Source organism: Streptomyces sp. NPDC054834 (assembly GCF_053611185.1).
Window position 1 is genome coordinate 42,973 of the sequence record NZ_JBSGZV010000021.1, and the last position, 15,418, is coordinate 58,390.

Sequence of the window (15,418 nt, forward strand, 5' to 3'; positions counted from 1 at the left end):
CCACAGCGGGCCCGTAGTTCCCCTACGGCCTAGCCCAACGGAGTGTTCAGCGAGGAGACTTGGGAACGTCGATGCGATCGACGTCCGGCGCGTACCAGGAGCCGCTGTCGAAGGTGATCCTGTTCGCACCGGCCTTCAGAGTCACCGGCACACTCACCGTCGAAACCGTCCCCCAGTCACCGGTCGACGGGAACTTGTGGCTCGTACCGCCCCCGGAGCCCGCGGACACCGTGGCCGACCGCGCGTCACCGCTGAGGTAGGCGACCTTGACCAGGTACGTGCCCGCCTTGTCGACGACGACGTCGTTGAAGGTCAGCTTGCCGCCGAGGTAGAGGTTCCCGACCTTCTTCCGACCGGAACAGGCGTCGCAGCCGGCGACGGTGGCGTTGCCGCTCAGGGTGTTGGTGCTCGCCTCGGCCTCATAGCCGGTCGAGGTCAGCGCACTCCCCTTCGGGGTCACGGTGAACAGACGCGAGCCGTGCGCGGGCAGCGCCTCGGTGATCTTGTTCTGGAAGCTGCCGAGGTCCTCGTGGTTCCAGAGGTCACGAACCGAGGCCTTCCCGGTGAAGCCCAGCGCCGTCCAGTCGGCCGTCACCGCCGCGGGCGAATCCGCCAGGTTGAACAGGGCGACCGTGTAGGTGCCGTCGGGGTTCTTCGCGGCCCACACCTGCTGGGCGTCGGAGGGGGTGACCGGCCGGGCCGGCGGTGCGTCGGCCTGGTCGACGGCGATGACCTCGCGGTTGGTCAGGAGCTTCAGGCCGTAGTCGTCCAGGCGGGTGAGGTCGTCGCCGGTGTAGAGGGGGGACTTGGCGATGGCCCACAGGGTGGCGTAGCTCTGCCGCTCAGCCTTGGTCAGGCCGTCCATGGCGCCGTTGCCGACGTCCAGGGAGTCGAGGTCGTTCCAGCCGCCGGGACCGGCGTGCTTCGTCCAGCCGGGGGCGTCGTCCCAGCGGTCGTCGACGGAGTTCTCCCAGCTGACGAGGGTGTTGCAGTAGCACTCGACGTCGGTGTCGATGCGCCAGCCGTTCGCGTACTTCTTCCAGTCGTCGGCGTGTCCGATGTCCAGGGACCAGGACAGCTCGAGGTGGACGGGGCGGCCGGCGGCGGCGATGGCCTTGTTCCAGGCGGCCACGTCGGCAACGTTGTCGTACTGGTCGCCGCTCTTGCCGGAGCCGGGCCCGACGCCGTCCAGCTTGAGGAAGTCGTAGCCCCAGTCGGCGATCAACTGGGCCTGGGAGTCTATGTATTTCTGTGCGCAGGGGCGGGAGAAGTCGAGCTTGTAGGAGCTGTCCCAGCCGTTGGTGGTGCGCAGGTCGCCGTAGACGATGTCGGAGGTGGTGCAGCCGTCGGCGTTCCGGATCGGCGTCTTTCCGTCGCCGTACGCCTCCTTCTCCAGGCCGGCGGGCAGATAGATGCCGGCCTTGAGACCCTTGGCGTGGATGCGGTCGGCGACGGCTTTCATGCCGCTGGGGAAGCGCTTCGGGTCGGCCTTCTGCCGGCCGTACTGGTCGAACTCGGGTTTCCAGCTGTTGTCGCGCCACCAGCCGGCGTCGATGTTGACGTACTCGTAGCCGTACTTCTTCAGCTTGGCGGCGAGGGCGTCGGTCTGCTTCGTGACGTTGGCCTCGGTCAGATAGCTGTAGTCGCCGTCCGGGTTGAGGCCGGGGTACTTGGACGACTGCATGCTCCAACTCGACCAGCCCATGTAGGGCTTGACGGCGGGGGCCGGCGCGGCGGTCCCGGCGTGCGCCGCGGGGGCGACGGTGACGGCGCCGACGGCGAGGGCCAGGACCACTGTGGCTCTCAGGGCGCGTGCGGGCATGACGGAGTACGAGGATGACCGCATGGGTCGTACCTCCAGGGGATGTCGGATCAGCGGCTCGGTCGTGGGTCGGGGGCGATGAACGACTGGATCGCGGCGGCCGCGGCCCCGCGGGCCCACTCCTCGAAGGGGAGCGGGCGGGTCTGTACGTCGCACTGCGCGGCCGAGCCGAAGGCGGCCGCGGTGAACGCGTCACGGATGTGCTCGGCGAAGAGGTCGTAGGCGGCCAGCCCCTCACCGGAGATGATCACTCGTTCGGGGCCGAGCAGATTGGCCACGGTCGCGATGCCACGGCCGATGGCCTCACCCGCCGTGGCGTACACCGCGCGGACACCGGCGACGTCCTGGTGGGCGAGGGCCACCGCGTCGGCGCCGCAGGTGACCGGGCGGCCCGTCACCTCCCGGACGCGGGCCACGATCGCCGCCTCCGAGGCGATCGCCTCCACGCATCCGCGGCTGCCGCAGTGGCAGGGCGGTCCGGCCGGATCGATGGCCACATGACCGATCTCCCCGGCCACGCCGTGCGCACCGGCGACCACCTGCCCGTGCACCACGAGACCGCAGCCGATGCCCGCGCCCACGGTCACCACCGCGAAGTCCGACAGCCCCACGCCGGCCCCGAACCACTGCTCGGCGACGGTCAGGGCCCGGACGTCGTTGTCGACGATGACCGGTAACCCGCAGGTGACAGCGGCGAGTTCGGCCAGCGGCACGTCCCGCCACTCCAGGAAGGGCGAGTAGCGCACGACGCCCTCGGCGCGGTCGACGTCCCCCGAGACTGCGACACCGAGACCCAGGACGGGCAGTCCCAAGTCGTCGGCCCCCGCCCGCAGTTCGTGCGTCAGCTCCGCCACCGAGGACAGCACCGCCCCGGTCTCCCGGTCCGCCAGCGGGACGCGCCGGGCGAGGCGGATCCGGCAGCACAGATCCGTCAGCACGCCGATGGCCTCGTCGCCGGTCACCTTGACGCCGATGAACAGCGCCCGTTCCCCGTCGACGCGCACCGGGTTCGCGGGGCGCCCGAGGGCGGGGCGGGCCTCCTGGCAGGCGTCCTCCACCAGGTATCCGGCCTCGAGCAGGGGCCGGACGGCCTTGGTGACGGCCGCCGCCGACAGCCCGGCCCGCCGGGCCGCCTCCAGCCGGGTGAGGGGGCCGTGGGACAGCAACGTGGTGAAGACCTGCGAGACGGCCGGCGTGTGCGCCGGGAACGTCTCGGTGCGGGAGGTCATGGGCATGGCCGGGAACCTAGGGCCATTATTTTCCGCTGTCAATAAAAGAAACAGGAGTCAGTGGAAAGCCCGTTGAGGAGAAAGCGGCAGAAGGGGCGGCGGACAGCGGCGGCGGACACGCGAGTGCCCCGCGCCGGGGCGCGGGGCACTCGTGTCGACCGTGGTCCGTCCGCCTCAGTGGCGGGCGGCCGGCGTGTTGGCGGCGGTGACGTTGACCGCGGCCCACGCCTTGTCCACCGTCTTGTACTCGGTGCTGCTGGCGCCGTACAGGTCCTTGGCCGCCTTCAGCGTCGCGACACGCGCGTCGTGGAAGTCGGTGGTGGAGACCATGTAGCGGGTCAGCGCACGGTAGAAGATGGCGGTGGCCTTGGTACGGCCGATGCCCTTGACCGTGGACCCGTTGTAGGTCGGCGAGTCGTAGTTCACGCTGCCGATCTTCTTCTTGCCGCTGCCCTCCGCGAGGAGGTAGTAGGCGTGCGAGGAGACACCGGAACCGGCGTGCACCTCGGTGTAGTACGTGTCCGGCGACCAGTAGTCGATCGTGCCCTCGAGCCTGTCGAGCGACGGGTGGTCCAGGCGGCGCAGGAACTTCTGCGCGAGGCCCAGCTTCTCGCCGACCAGGTAGTCCGGGGTGTCCTTCGCGTTGTTGGCGTAGAACTCCACGTTCGAGCCGAAGATGTCCGCGAGCGACTCGTTCAGCGAGCCGGGCTCGCCGTACTGGTTGCCGTCCGCGTCGACGTAGGTCGGCTCGAGCTTCGCCGTCGCCTCCACCACGCCGTGGGTCAGCTCGTGACCGGTGACGTCGAGGACGACGAGCGGCTTCTTGAACATGTCGCCGTCACCGTCGCCGTACAGCATGCAGTTGCAGGTCGGGTCCCAGAAGGCGTTGGCGACCTTGCTGCCCCAGTGGACCATCGCGCGGGCGGCCTTGCTGTTGTTGGCGATGCCCTTGCGGTTGAAGGTCTTCTTGTAGAAGTCCAGGGTCTTGGTGACGCCGTACTGGGCGTCGGCGGCGGCGCTGGCACGGCTGGTGGTCTTGCCGTTGCCCCACACGTTGGTGGTGTTGGTGAACTTCGTGCCCGCGCCGAAGCTCTCCGTGTACTTGCCCTTGGCGTCCCGGGTCTCGGTGCCGTACCGGCTCGGGTCCTTGAGCTGGTAGTGGCCGCGCGAGGTCGCCGTGGTGGTCAGGCCGACGTTGCCCACGAAGAGGGTCTTGCCGGTGCCGTGCGCGGTCGCCGGGTAGTGCGTGGCGCCGGAGACGCCCGAGCCGAGCAGGCCGGCGCCGGCGTCGGCGGAGGAGCCGATACCGGTGGACGGGTCGATCGTCTCGCCCCGCTCGCGCAGGGTGTCGAGCAGCTTCGGCGACAGGAACTCGTCGCTGTCGGGCGTGTTGCTGCGCACCTTGCCGGTGACGGCGTCGACGACGACGGTCCGCGAGGTGCCGCTGTCGGTCACCGTCACCTGGTAGGCGAGGGCCGAGACGCCGTCGCGGGCGTCCACCACGAGTTCGGCGGTGCCCGCGTCGCCCTTGGCGGCCGCGGCGGCCTTCTGCTCGGCCTGCTGGGCCGTCAGCTTGGCCTTCTGCGAAACCGGCTTCACCGCCTGGTCGGCCGCCCGGGTGACACCGGTGTAGGCGAGCTGCCGGGACAGGTGGACGACGAGGTCACCACCGAGCACCGGCATTCCATTGTGAGTACGGACGAACCGGACGTGGCGGGCACCCTCCGGGTCGACCATGACGTCCTGGGCGTGAAGCTCGTCGCCCTGCGAGACGCCGGTCGCGGAAGCATGGGCGAACGCGGCGGTCTGTGCCGCCTCCACGACCGGGGCGGTCTTCGTCGCCGATGACGACACGCCGTGCGCCGCCCCCGTGGCGGGGCCGGCGAAGGCCGTCCCGGCCAAGCCCGTAGCGGCGGTCGCCACCGCGATGGCGACGGCCACGCTGCGTATGTGCGGTCTACGCACTATGTGGGGTTCCTTCGTTCGAAGACGGCCGGGGTCGCCAACCGCCTTGAGGAATGGCGGGGTTGAGCCCGCGCCACGAGGGCTGGTCGGGCCCCCGACGGAACCCTTACGGATGAGTCATGTCCGCGTAAAGCCGGAATGATCGCTTTCGCAGTCTTCTATGACAATCCTTTACGAATGCGCTCCGCAGAGTGATCAGTGTATGACCAACTGTGTGTCACCTGTGGAGATCTGACGGGATGCGAGTAGGTTCCGTCGCCTGAATGTGACAGATCTCGCACCGCGAAAGGTGCAGAGGGGACGGTAGTGAATGGTCACCGCAACGGTTGGCAAAGGTCTGGTCCTCGGGGCGGTCACGCTCTCGCTCCTCGCGGTCCCCGCGCAGGCCGCACCCCAGCAGGCCCGGTCACGGACGGCGGGTCTGCCGACGCCCGACACCGCCGGGCTGCGCGAGGTGCTGCGTTCGACGGTCACCAAGGGCGCACCCGGCGCCATGGCCCGGATCGACGACGACGGCACCGTGTACAAGGAGGTGCAGGGCGTCGCCGACCGCGGCACCCTGCGGGCCATCGACACCGCGGACCACTTCCGCGTCGGCAGCGTCACCAAGTCCTTCTCGGCCGTCGTCCTGCTGCAACTGGCCGACGAGCACAAGCTGAGCCTCGACGCGCCGGTCAACCGCTACCTGCCCGGCCTGCTGCCGGACGACCGGATCACGGTGCGGCACGTGCTCAGTCACCGCAGCGGCCTGTACGACTACGCCAACGACATGTTCGCCAAGAGCGTGTCCGGCTTCGAGGCGGTGCGCAACAAGGTCTTCACCTACCGCCAACTGGTGGACCTCTCGCTGAAGAAGGCGCGCACCAACGCTCCCGGCGCCGCCTACTCGTACTCCAACACCAACTTCGTCGTCGCCGGGATGCTCATCGAGAAGCTGACGGGACACCCCGTGCGGACCGAGTACGAGAACCGGATCTTCAAGCCGCTGAACCTGAAGGACACCTTCTACGTCCACCCGGACACCACGATCCCGGGCCGCTACACCAAGGGCTACCTCACGCCCGACACGGCCGGGGCCGCGCTGGTCGACGCCACGCAGCAGACGGTCTCCTGGGCGCAGAGCGCGGGCGCCGTCATCTCCAGCACGCACGATCTGAACACCTTCTACTCCGCCCTGCTCGGCGGGAAACTGACCTCGGCCGCGCGGCTGGCGGAGATGGAGCGGTTCACCCCGATCGACGGCACCACGGCGTACGGACTCGGCCTCCGCCGCCGCACCCTGTCCTGCGGGGTGTCGGTCTACGGCCACACGGGCGCCGTCCAGGGCTACTACACCTACGCCTTCGCCTCCAAGGACGGCAGGCGCAGCCTCACCGCGGTCGCCAACACGTCCAACAACGCGGATGTGCTCGGCACGATGGCGGGCGCCCTGGAGTCGGCGTTCTGCGGCAAGCAGGCGAAGGCCCGGCGGGATGCCACGGCCGTCGAGTGGAACGCCGAGTGGAAGGAAGAGTCGTTGTGATACGCCCACGCTCCGCGATCTTGGCGGAATGACTTCGTCCGGGACACCATGCGCGCATGAAGGGTGATCTCTTTTCCAGTCAGCACATGGTGCAGCCGGCTGTCGAGCCGGGAATGTCCGTCGAGAACGCCAAGTGCCTCAGATACACCGTGAACGGCGAGATGCACGCCCGCCAGGGCGCGATGGTCGCCTACCGCGGCAACCTCCAGTTCGAGCGCAAGGGGCAGGGTGTCGGCGGCATGCTCAAGCGCGCGTTCACCGGTGAGGGCCTGCCCCTCATGGCGGTGCGCGGTCAGGGTGAGGCGTGGTTCGCGCACGAGGCGCAGAACTGTTTCATCGTCGATGTCGAGCCCGGCGACCAGTTCACCGTCAACGGCCGCAACGTGCTGTGTTTCGACGCCTCGTTGGCGTACGAGATCAAGACGGTCAAGGGCTCGGGCATCGCCGGGGGCGGCCTGTTCAACAGCGTCTTCACCGGGCAGGGCCGGCTCGGCCTGATGTGCGAGGGCAACCCGCTGGTCATACCGGTCTCCGCGCAGCAGCCGGTGTACGTCGACACGGACGCGGTGGTGGGCTGGACCGCCCATCTCCAGACCTCGCTGCACCGCTCGCAGTCCATCGGCTCGATGCTGCGCGGCGGTTCCGGCGAGGCCGTGCAGCTGATGCTCCAGGGCGAGGGGCACGTCGTGGTGCGCCCGAGCGAGGTGACGCCACAGAAGCCGGAGCAGCACTGACGACGCCTGAGGGAATGACCTGCTCCGGTAAGGCAACCCCGCCGGTCGTACCGGCGTCTTGATCGGCAACAGACCGAGACAGCCCTGGCCCCTGGGGGCCAGGGCGAAATCCCGAAGCACTATACACATCAGGTATACGCAGTACGTATACGCAATATGTATACACAATGTGTATAGAAAGGCAGTCATGTACGGCAAGGCATTCGCCCCTGAGTACCAGGGCTCCCTCACCACCCTCTCCGTGAACTCCTCGCTGGTGGACGTGCTGGCCGAGGGCACCGAGCGGCTGCGCGCCGCCGAGCGCGCCGGACGGCGCGACGAGGCCGCCCGCTGCGGGCTCGCGGTCGCCGAGGCGCACCGCCGGCTCGGCCAGGTGCGGGACGCCGACCGGGCGTGGAAGGCGAGTTACCGCGCGGCCCGGGAGGCCGGTGACACGGCGGCGATGGCCTGGGCGCTGTGGAGCGGCGGCACGCTCGCCCGGCAGCGCGGCGCGTTCCCGCTGGCCTGGCGGCTGCTGGGGCTCGCGGCCGAGCTCGGCGAGCTCGGCGGTGACATCGTGGTGCGCGGCTACTCGCTTGCGGGGCTCGCGGAGACGGGCCGCATCCAGGGCGACTACGAGGCCGTCGGCCGGCTCCACGAGCAGCTGCTCGCCGAGGCCCGCAAGCGCGGTGAGGCCCGGCACACGGTGTGGGCGCTGGAGGGCATCGCGCAGATGCACCGCAACACCGGCTCCTACGACACGGCGTACGCCATGTTCGAGGAGGCGGCGGAGATAGCCGACCGGGCGAACGACCGGCGCGGACACGCCTGGGCGCTGCGCGGGCTCGCCGACATCGTCTCGGTGCGCGACGGCGACACCGAGCGGGCGCTCGCACTGCTCTCGGACGCGGAGACCACGTGCCGCGCGATGAACCTCTCCAGCGCGCTCGCCTACAACCACAAGATGCGCGGCAACGTGCTCCACCGCGCCGGCCGGTACGCCGAGGCACGCGCGATGTACGAGACGGCACTCGGGGAGTTCCGGGCGATGAGTGAGCCGCGCGGCGAGGCGCTGGCCCGTCTCGGCCTGGCCAAGTCCCTCGCGGGGCTCGGCCGCGACCGGGCCGAGACCGCGGCCGAACTGGCGGACCTGGCCCGCACGGCACGGCGCGCCGGCCTGCGGCACGTGGAGCGGATGGTGGCCCGTGCGCAGGAGGAGTTCGGCGCCGAGGCGGAGGTCGTACGGTGAGCGCGCTTCCCTCGCCGGTGCAGGCACCGCCCTCCGCGCCCGAAATCCTGGACCGCTGCCGGGAGTTGGTGCGCCCCGCACTGACCGAGGCCGTGGAGCGGCTGCATCCGTGGGTGGGCGAGATGGCGGCGTACACCTTCGGCTGGTGCGAGGTCGGCGGCGCGCCTGCCGTCGCACCCGGCGGCAAGGGCGTACGGCAGGCGCTGGCCGTGCTCGGGGCGGAGGCGGCCGGCGCGCCCGGGCGGGCCGGGATCGCCGGGGCCGTCGCAGTGGAACTGGTGCACGCCTTCTCTCTGCTGCACGACGACATCATGGACGGCGATACGACCCGGCGGCGTCGCCCCACCGTCTGGAAGGCGTACGGCACCGGCCCCGCGGTGCTGGCCGGCGACGCGCTGTTCGCGCTGGCCGTCGAGACCCTGGCCGTCGAGCCGGGCGGCGCGGAGGCGCTGCGGCTGCTGTCGGCCGCGCTCGCCGACCTGGTACGCGGGCAGGCCGACGACCTGCTCTTCACCGACCGGCCGTGGACCGGGCCGGAGCGGGTCTCGCCCGCGGAGTACCGGACAATGGCCGAGCACAAGACGGGCGCGCTGCTGGGCTGCGCCGCGGCTCTGGGTGCCACGCTCGGCGGCGCGCCCGCGGCCACGGTCGCCGCGCTGGACGAGGCCGGGCGGGCTCTGGGGGTCGCCTTCCAGCTGGTGGACGACGTGCTGGGCATCTGGGGCGACCCTGCGGTGACCGGCAAGCCGGTGCACGGTGATCTGCGGGAGCGGAAGAAGACGTTCCCGGTGCTGGCCGCGCTCTCCTGCCCCGGCCCCGCGGCCCGGCGCCTCGCCGTGCTCCTCGACTCCGGCGGGGATCCGGACGCGGCGGCCGCGCTGATCGAGGAGCTCGGCGGTCGTGCCGCTGCACTGGCCGAGGCCCGGCGGCACACCGCCACGGCTCGGACGGCACTCGCCGGCGTTCCGTCGGCGACCGGGGCCGCCGGGGACCTGCGCCGCCTGCTGGACTTCCTGGTGCGCCGCGACCTGTGAAACGGAGTCGACGGCCGGGAAGGTGACCGCCCCGACCGTAGCCGCCGGGCCGCGACGGACGTCGGCACCCGTCCCTTTACCGTCGGTTACCCACAGGTCGAGGCCCGGACATCCCCCGTTTCCCCAAGCCCGGGGCGCTGCCCGCCGCTTGAATAAAAGGCAAGAAGCGCCTCGGAGTTGCGGATTCTTTGAACGCATCATGTCGCGCCCCGCGTACCTCTGGGAAAGACGAGGCAGGGGTTTCAGCGAGGGATGACCATGGTCAAGGCGCACGTCTCCGCACAAGAACTGGTCGCGGGAAGGTACCGGCTCCTCGAGGTCGTCGGCCGCGAGACGAACCGCATCTGCTGGTACGCCGAGGATCTGGAGGCGGAGCGGCCCCGGCTGGTCACGCAGATCGCGCTCCCGGCGGGTTCTCCGGAGGAGGCGCCCCGCCGGACCCGCGCGCGCATCCTGCGCACCTCGGAGGTCATGAGCGTGCTCCGCCCGGGCCGGGTGCCGACGGTGATCGACGCGGTCGAGGAGTCCGGCACGCTGTGGACGGTCAGCGACGTGATCGGTGGCCGGCCGCTGGGTGAAGTCCTTTCCCAGGAGGGCTCGTTCAACTATGTGCGGGCGGCGCGGATCGGGCTGGAACTGCTCGACGTGCTGGACTCCGCGCACGACGAGGGCTTCACCCACGGCGAGCTCAGCCCCGGCCAGGTGTTCGTGCGCGACCGGGGCCCGGTCGTCGTCACGGGCTTCGGACTGGCGGGCGCGACCCTCGCCCCGCGGGTGACCGCACCGGCGTACGCCTCCCCCGAGCAGGCCCGCGACGAGCGCATCGGCCCGGCCGCCGATCTGTGGGCGCTGGGTGCGATCCTCTACACCATGGTGGAGGGACGGCCGCCGTTCCGGGACCGGGGCCGGTTCGAGGCCACCCTGAAGGGCGTGGACCGGCTGCCCCTGCGCACCCCGCTGCGCGCCGGTCCGCTGACCCAGGTCGTGCAGGGCCTGCTGCGCAAGGACTCACGGGAGCGGCTGACCCGGCCGGTCGCCCGCGAGGCACTCACCCGGGTGCTCAACGAGGATCCCGACGCGGACCGGCAGGCCGCCCCCGTGCCCCGGTTGCGGGCCGCCTACGCCGCGGCCCTGCGCCCCGGCGGGGCGTGGAGCCGACGGACCATGGTCGCCGGGACCGCGCTGGCGGTGGTCACGGTCGCGGTCGCCGTGCTCGCCGCGACGCACTGGCTGCCCGGCACCGGCACGGACACGGACACGGACAGCGCGGCCTCCGGCGGCTCGCGCCGGCCGTCCGCCACCGCCCCTTCCGCCTCCCCCTCCGGGAGCGACCGCACCGACAACAAGTCGACCCCCTCCCCTTCCCCCTCCGCCACGCGGACCTCGGGTTCCTCGGCGGCCCCCTCGCCCTCGCCCACCCCCACCGACGCCCTGCCCGACGGCTACCATCGCTACACCGCACCGGAGGGCTTCTCCGTCGCGCTGCCCGACGGCTGGAAGCGGCTTGACACCGCACGCCAGTCCGACGCCTACCGCGTCACCTTCGGCACGGGGGAAGGCTCCCCCACCCTGGCGGTCACCTACAGTGAAGGCGAACGCGTGAGGCCGGACCCGGTCGCCATCTGGCGGGACGACGTGGAGCCGGATCTGGAGAAGCTGGCGGGCTACCGGCGGATCGGCGAGATCCGGGCGACCACCTACCAGGGCCACAAGGCGGCCGACATGGAGTGGGTCTCCGGAACCGGCGACGACGCCGTGCACACCTTCGGCCGGGGTTTCCTCGTCGGCGACCAGCAGGGCTTCTCCCTGCGCTTCACCACCCCGGCCGCCGACTGGGAGACCGCCGCCGACCGGGAGGCGCAGAACACCTTCCTGCGGACCTTCCGGCCGCCGGCGGTCTGACACCCAGTGCCACATGCCCGGTCGCCGGACGGGCCGTTTTCAGCCCGGCAAGCCGGGGACCCGATGCTTATGGTGCAAATCGGATACACGATGATGACCGAGCAGGCCGGCCCGCGTGACCTCGTCGACCATCTGGTCCGCGCCGAGGAGGCCGGTTTCGACTTCTCGGTGACCTCGGACCACTACTTCCCGTGGCTGCGCTCCCAGGGCCACTCCTCCTACGCGTGGAGCGTGCTCGGCGCCGCTGCCCAGGCCACGTCGCGCATCCCGCTGATGACCTACGTGACGTGCCCGACCTTCCGCTACCACCCGGCGATCGTGGCGCAGAAGGCGGCGACGATACAGCTGCTGTCCGAGGGCCGCTTCCGGCTCGGACTCGGCGCCGGGGAGAACCTCAACGAGCACGTCGTGGGCGGTGGCTGGCCGCCGGTGGACGTGCGGCACGAGAAGCTCGAGGAGGCCGTGGAGATCATCCGCGAGCTCTTCGGCGGCGGTCACGTCACCCACCACGGCACGCACTTCGACGTGGAGTCGGCCCGGCTGTGGGACCTGCCGGCAGAGCCGCCGCAGATCGGCATCGCCGTCTCCGGCGAGCAGTCCTGCAAGCTCGCGGGCCACCACGCCGACCTGGTCATCGCCACCGAGCCGAAGCCGAACCTCCTCGAGGCCTTCGACCGGCACGGCGGGACCGGCAAGCCGCGGGTGGGCCAGTTGCCGGTCTGCTACGACCCCGACCGGGACGCCGCCGTCAAGCGCGCCCACGACCAGTTCCGCTGGTTCGGCAGCGGCTGGAAGGTCAACGCCGAACTGCCGCACCCGGACTCCTTCGAGGCGGCCACCCAGTTCGTGACGCCCGACGACGTCGCCGCGTCGATCCCGTGCGGCGACGACCCGGACGACTTCGTGGAGGCCGTGCGGCCGTACGCCGAGGCCGGATTCACCGAGATCGCGCTGGTGCAGATCGGCGGCGATTCCCAGCCGGCCTACCTGGACTGGTCTGCGAAGACGCTGCTGCCGGCACTGCGCGACGCGCTCGGCTGACCGCCGGCGACGGCGGCGCCGCGGCAATCACCGGACAATCACCCGAACGACTGAGCATCTTGCGCGCCGGAGGGGTACTAGAGGGTCCTACGTCGATCGTCCCGGAGGCCCTCGCGTGACTCCCTTCGTGCACAAGACCCTCGTCGTACAGCTCCAGGCGGGCGGTACGGAACGCTGTCCCGTGCTCGCCCACCTGACGTACGACGCCGACGACCCGTTCGCCGTCACCGCGGTGTTCGCCCACGACGGGCGGGTGCTCGCCCGGTGGCGGCTGGACCGGGAGATGATCGCCGACGGGCTGGACAAGCCGGTCGGCATGGGAGACGTACGGTTCCGGCCGGTGGCCACCGGGCCGTGGCACGAGCTGCGGATGGACTTCTTCGGTGACGCACGGACCGACGGCGGCCGCCACCGGGCCGTGGTGTACGCCTGGGCGCCCGCCGTCGCCGCGTTCCTGCGGGAGACCTGGGACGCCGTGCCGCCGGGCCGGGAGGAGGTCCGGGTCGACGACTTCCTGGCCGAGATCCTCGCCACGGGATGGGCATGAGCGCGCCGGCGGCCACGTACGCGAAGGCGGTTGAGTAGCCGTACTCATGCCCCCTGCCGAGCGGACCGGCCACGATGAGGGCTCCCACGACAAGGAGCCCGCCATGACCGCAGTGCAGCCCGTGCCCCGCCGCGCCCCGCGCCTGATGTCTCCGGGACTGTGCGCCGCCGTGGTGGTCGCGGGCATGGCCCTCTCCGCCTGGGGAGCGCGCGACCGCGCGACCTGGTTCCTGGAGACGGTGTGGGTGCTGATCGGGCTGCCGCTGGTGATGCTGACCTGGCGGCGTTTCCCGCTGACCGGCCTGCTGTGCGGGCTGCTGGCCGCGCACGCGCTGGTGCTGGCGGTGGGCGGGCACTACACCTACGCGCAGGTGCCCCTGGGCGACTGGGTGCGCGACACCTTCGGCCTGGACCGCAACCCGTACGACCGGTTCGGCCACCTCATGCAGGGCTTCGTGCCGGCGGTGCTGGTCCGAGAGTTGCTCAGCCGCACCTCACCGCTGCGCGGCAGCCGCTGGCTGGCGCCGCTGACCGTGTGCGCCTGCCTCGCCTTCAGCGCGGTGTTCGAGCTGCTGGAGTGGCTGGCGGCCGAGATCGGCGGGCACGGCGCGGACGCCTTCCTCGCCACCCAGGGCGACGTGTGGGACACCCAGTGGGACATGTTCTGCGCCCTGATCGGCGCCACCCTGTCGGTGCTGCTGCTCAGCCGGGTGCACGACCGGCAGCTGGCGGCGCTGGAGGCTCAGCGGGAGGTGTGACGGCGCCTCGCCCACAGCGGCACGCCGTACCAGCACACCAGGTACCAGACGACGACCGGCACGACCAGGTACGGCACGTACTCGTCGTGCGTGGCCACCCTGAGGATCAGCAGCAGCGAGGCGGTCATGGTGGCCAGCAGCAGGACCAGCCCGATGAAGGTCAGCCGGGACGCCAGCCGCACGGCCTGCGGCTTCACCCGGCGCCCGGCGACCAGCCGGTGCAGGGACACCGGGCCGATCAGGGCGCCGGTGGCACAGGAGCCCAGGCACACGGTCATGATGTAGATGACCTGGTCGGTATGGCTCAGATGGGCGTACTTGGGCGTGAAGACGACGGTGAGCAGGAAGCCGAAGAGGATCTGCACACCGGTCTGGGCGACGCGGACCTCCTGGATCAGCTCGCCCCACATCCGGTCGGCCCGCTCCTCCTCGGTCTCGTTGCGCCCCCGGCGCCGGCCGTCGCCCTCTGCGGTGACCGCCACGTCTCCTCCTGTCTTTCGGGACTGCGGGTCCTACTGCATCGCGAGTTCCCAGAAACGGCGGAATCGTGCCTGTTCAACGACCCGACCGCCACCGCGCCGGGCGGTCACCCGGAGGCGGGGCGGGCTTCACCAGCGGCCCTCGACCTGGTCCTTGATCCGGCGCTCGTACAGGTCCCGGATCGCGGTCAGGGTCTGCGCCGGCGGCGCGGGGAGCTTGGCGGCGGCCGCGTTGGCGCGGGCCTGTTCCGGAGTGCGGGCGCCGGGGATGACCGTGGTGACGCCTGGCTGTTCGACGATCCAGCGCAGGGCCAGCTGGGCCGGGGTGTAGGCCTCGGGGGCCAGGGCGGCGAACTCGGCGGCCGCCTCGACGCCGGTGCCGTAGTCGACGCCGGAGAAGGTCTCGCCCTGATCGAAGGCCTCGCCGTGCCGGTTGAAGGTGCGGTGGTCGTTGGCCGCGAAGACCGTGTCCTTGGTGTACTTGCCGGACAGCAGCCCGGAGGCGAGCGGCACCCGGGCGATGATGCCGACGCCCGCCTCCCGGGCGGCCGGGAGCACCTCGCGCAGGGGCTTCATGCGGAAGGGGTTGAGGATGATCTGGACGCTCGCGACGTTCGGGCGGGCGATCGCGGTCAGCGCCTCGGCGCAGGTCTCCACGCTCACGCCGTACGCGGCGATCCGCTCCTCCGCCACCAGGGTGTCCAGCGCGTCGAACACCTCGTCGGAGGAGTACACCGGGGTGGGCGGGCAGTGCAGCTGGACCAGGTCGATGCGGTCGACGCCGAGGTTGCGGCGGGAGCGGTCGTTCCAGGCGCGGAAGTTGTCCAGGACGTAGTTCTGCGGGATCTGCTCGACCCGGCGGCCCATCTTCGTGGCCACCAGCACGTGCAGGTCGGGCCTGCCGCTGAGGAAGGCGGCGATGGTCTGCTCGCTGCGCCCGTCGCCGTACACGTCGGCGGTGTCGAAGAAGGTCACACCCGCCTCGGCCGCCGCCTCCAGTACGGCGAGGGCCTCCTTGTCGTCCACGTCGCCCCAGTCGGCGCCCAGCTGCCATGTGCCGAGGCCCACGACCGATGCCCACTGCCCCGACCTGCCCATCACGCGTTCGTCCATGCGGCCAGTCTTTCATCCGGCGCCGTGCCACGCGGAGCGGGCCGC

General features: G+C 71.2%; 13 protein-coding genes. 8 read left to right on the forward strand and 5 right to left on the reverse strand.

Going from position 1 to position 15,418, the window contains the following annotated elements; all coding sequences use genetic code 11:
- Positions 1 to 46: 46 nt before the first annotated feature.
- The 3 genes from ACWGJM_RS26355 to ACWGJM_RS26365 form a co-directional block, all read right to left on the reverse strand.
- Positions 47 to 1,846, reverse strand: a complete 1,800-nt coding sequence (locus ACWGJM_RS26355; RefSeq protein WP_453414181.1) for an alpha-galactosidase D — start codon at positions 1,844 to 1,846, stop codon at positions 47 to 49.
- A gap of 26 nt (positions 1,847 to 1,872) precedes the next feature.
- Entirely contained in the window at positions 1,873 to 3,057 is a 1,185-nt protein-coding gene (locus ACWGJM_RS26360) for an ROK family transcriptional regulator (protein WP_453414182.1), read from the reverse strand.
- 168 nt (positions 3,058 to 3,225) lie between these two features.
- Positions 3,226 to 5,016: a M4 family metallopeptidase gene (locus tag ACWGJM_RS26365; RefSeq protein WP_453414183.1), complete on the reverse strand. Its 1,791-nt coding sequence runs from the start codon at positions 5,014 to 5,016 to the stop codon at positions 3,226 to 3,228.
- Between the two features lie 310 nt (positions 5,017 to 5,326).
- On the opposite strand from ACWGJM_RS26365, the gene ACWGJM_RS26370 reads away from it, so the two are divergent.
- The 8 genes from ACWGJM_RS26370 (at position 5,327) to ACWGJM_RS26405 (ending at position 13,781) form a co-directional block, all read left to right on the forward strand.
- Positions 5,327 to 6,538, forward strand: coding sequence for a serine hydrolase domain-containing protein (locus tag ACWGJM_RS26370; protein WP_453414184.1), 1,212 nt, complete (start codon positions 5,327 to 5,329; stop codon positions 6,536 to 6,538).
- 56 nt (positions 6,539 to 6,594) lie between these two features.
- On the forward strand, positions 6,595 to 7,272 hold the full coding sequence (locus tag ACWGJM_RS26375) for an AIM24 family protein (protein WP_453414185.1): 678 nt from the start codon (positions 6,595 to 6,597) through the stop codon (positions 7,270 to 7,272).
- A 187-nt stretch (positions 7,273 to 7,459) separates the two neighbouring features.
- Entirely contained in the window at positions 7,460 to 8,500 is a 1,041-nt protein-coding gene (locus ACWGJM_RS26380; RefSeq protein WP_453414186.1) for a tetratricopeptide repeat protein, read from the forward strand.
- A complete protein-coding gene (locus ACWGJM_RS26385) occupies positions 8,497 to 9,534 on the forward strand; it encodes a polyprenyl synthetase family protein (RefSeq protein ID WP_453414187.1) in 1,038 nt (345 codons plus the stop codon). The genes ACWGJM_RS26380 and ACWGJM_RS26385 overlap by 4 nt, the downstream gene beginning before the upstream one ends.
- A gap of 252 nt (positions 9,535 to 9,786) precedes the next feature.
- Positions 9,787 to 11,436, forward strand: coding sequence for a serine/threonine protein kinase (locus ACWGJM_RS26390; RefSeq protein ID WP_453414188.1), 1,650 nt, complete (start codon positions 9,787 to 9,789; stop codon positions 11,434 to 11,436).
- A gap of 69 nt (positions 11,437 to 11,505) precedes the next feature.
- Positions 11,506 to 12,477: an LLM class F420-dependent oxidoreductase gene (locus ACWGJM_RS26395; protein WP_453414189.1), complete on the forward strand. Its 972-nt coding sequence runs from the start codon at positions 11,506 to 11,508 to the stop codon at positions 12,475 to 12,477.
- A gap of 115 nt (positions 12,478 to 12,592) precedes the next feature.
- Positions 12,593 to 13,024, forward strand: coding sequence for an SsgA family sporulation/cell division regulator (locus tag ACWGJM_RS26400; protein ID WP_453414190.1), 432 nt, complete (start codon positions 12,593 to 12,595; stop codon positions 13,022 to 13,024).
- A 103-nt stretch (positions 13,025 to 13,127) separates the two neighbouring features.
- Positions 13,128 to 13,781 carry a DUF2238 domain-containing protein gene (locus ACWGJM_RS26405; protein WP_453414191.1) on the forward strand — a complete coding sequence of 218 codons (654 nt, stop codon included), beginning with the start codon at positions 13,128 to 13,130 and terminating at the stop codon, positions 13,779 to 13,781.
- Here the strand turns inward: ACWGJM_RS26405 and ACWGJM_RS26410 are convergent.
- Together ACWGJM_RS26410 and ACWGJM_RS26415 are read right to left on the reverse strand one after the other, a co-directional pair.
- Positions 13,766 to 14,191, reverse strand: coding sequence for a DUF6328 family protein (locus ACWGJM_RS26410; protein WP_453414272.1), 426 nt, complete (start codon positions 14,189 to 14,191; stop codon positions 13,766 to 13,768). The genes ACWGJM_RS26405 and ACWGJM_RS26410 overlap by 16 nt on opposite strands.
- A 198-nt stretch (positions 14,192 to 14,389) precedes the next feature.
- Positions 14,390 to 15,373, reverse strand: coding sequence for an aldo/keto reductase (locus tag ACWGJM_RS26415; RefSeq protein WP_453414192.1), 984 nt, complete (start codon positions 15,371 to 15,373; stop codon positions 14,390 to 14,392).
- Between the last annotated feature and the right edge of the window lie 45 nt (positions 15,374 to 15,418).

What these genes read in the sequence shown, in the direction of transcription:
- ACWGJM_RS26355 (WP_453414181.1), bottom strand. Translation starts at nt 1,846, where the DNA reads ATGCGGTCATCCTCGTACTCCGTCATGCCCGCACGCGCCCTGAGAGCC.
- ACWGJM_RS26360 (WP_453414182.1), bottom strand. Translation starts at nt 3,057, where the DNA reads ATGCCCATGACCTCCCGCACCGAGACGTTCCCGGCGCACACGCCGGCC.
- ACWGJM_RS26370 (WP_453414184.1), top strand. Translation starts at nt 5,327, where the DNA reads ATGGTCACCGCAACGGTTGGCAAAGGTCTGGTCCTCGGGGCGGTCACG.
- ACWGJM_RS26375 (WP_453414185.1), top strand. Translation starts at nt 6,595, where the DNA reads ATGAAGGGTGATCTCTTTTCCAGTCAGCACATGGTGCAGCCGGCTGTC.
- ACWGJM_RS26380 (WP_453414186.1), top strand. Translation starts at nt 7,460, where the DNA reads ATGTACGGCAAGGCATTCGCCCCTGAGTACCAGGGCTCCCTCACCACC.
- ACWGJM_RS26390 (WP_453414188.1), top strand. Translation starts at nt 9,787, where the DNA reads ATGACCATGGTCAAGGCGCACGTCTCCGCACAAGAACTGGTCGCGGGA.
- ACWGJM_RS26395 (WP_453414189.1), top strand. Translation starts at nt 11,506, where the DNA reads ATGGTGCAAATCGGATACACGATGATGACCGAGCAGGCCGGCCCGCGT.
- ACWGJM_RS26405 (WP_453414191.1), top strand. Translation starts at nt 13,128, where the DNA reads ATGACCGCAGTGCAGCCCGTGCCCCGCCGCGCCCCGCGCCTGATGTCT.
- ACWGJM_RS26410 (WP_453414272.1), bottom strand. Translation starts at nt 14,191, where the DNA reads ATGTGGGGCGAGCTGATCCAGGAGGTCCGCGTCGCCCAGACCGGTGTG.
- ACWGJM_RS26415 (WP_453414192.1), bottom strand. Translation starts at nt 15,373, where the DNA reads ATGGACGAACGCGTGATGGGCAGGTCGGGGCAGTGGGCATCGGTCGTG.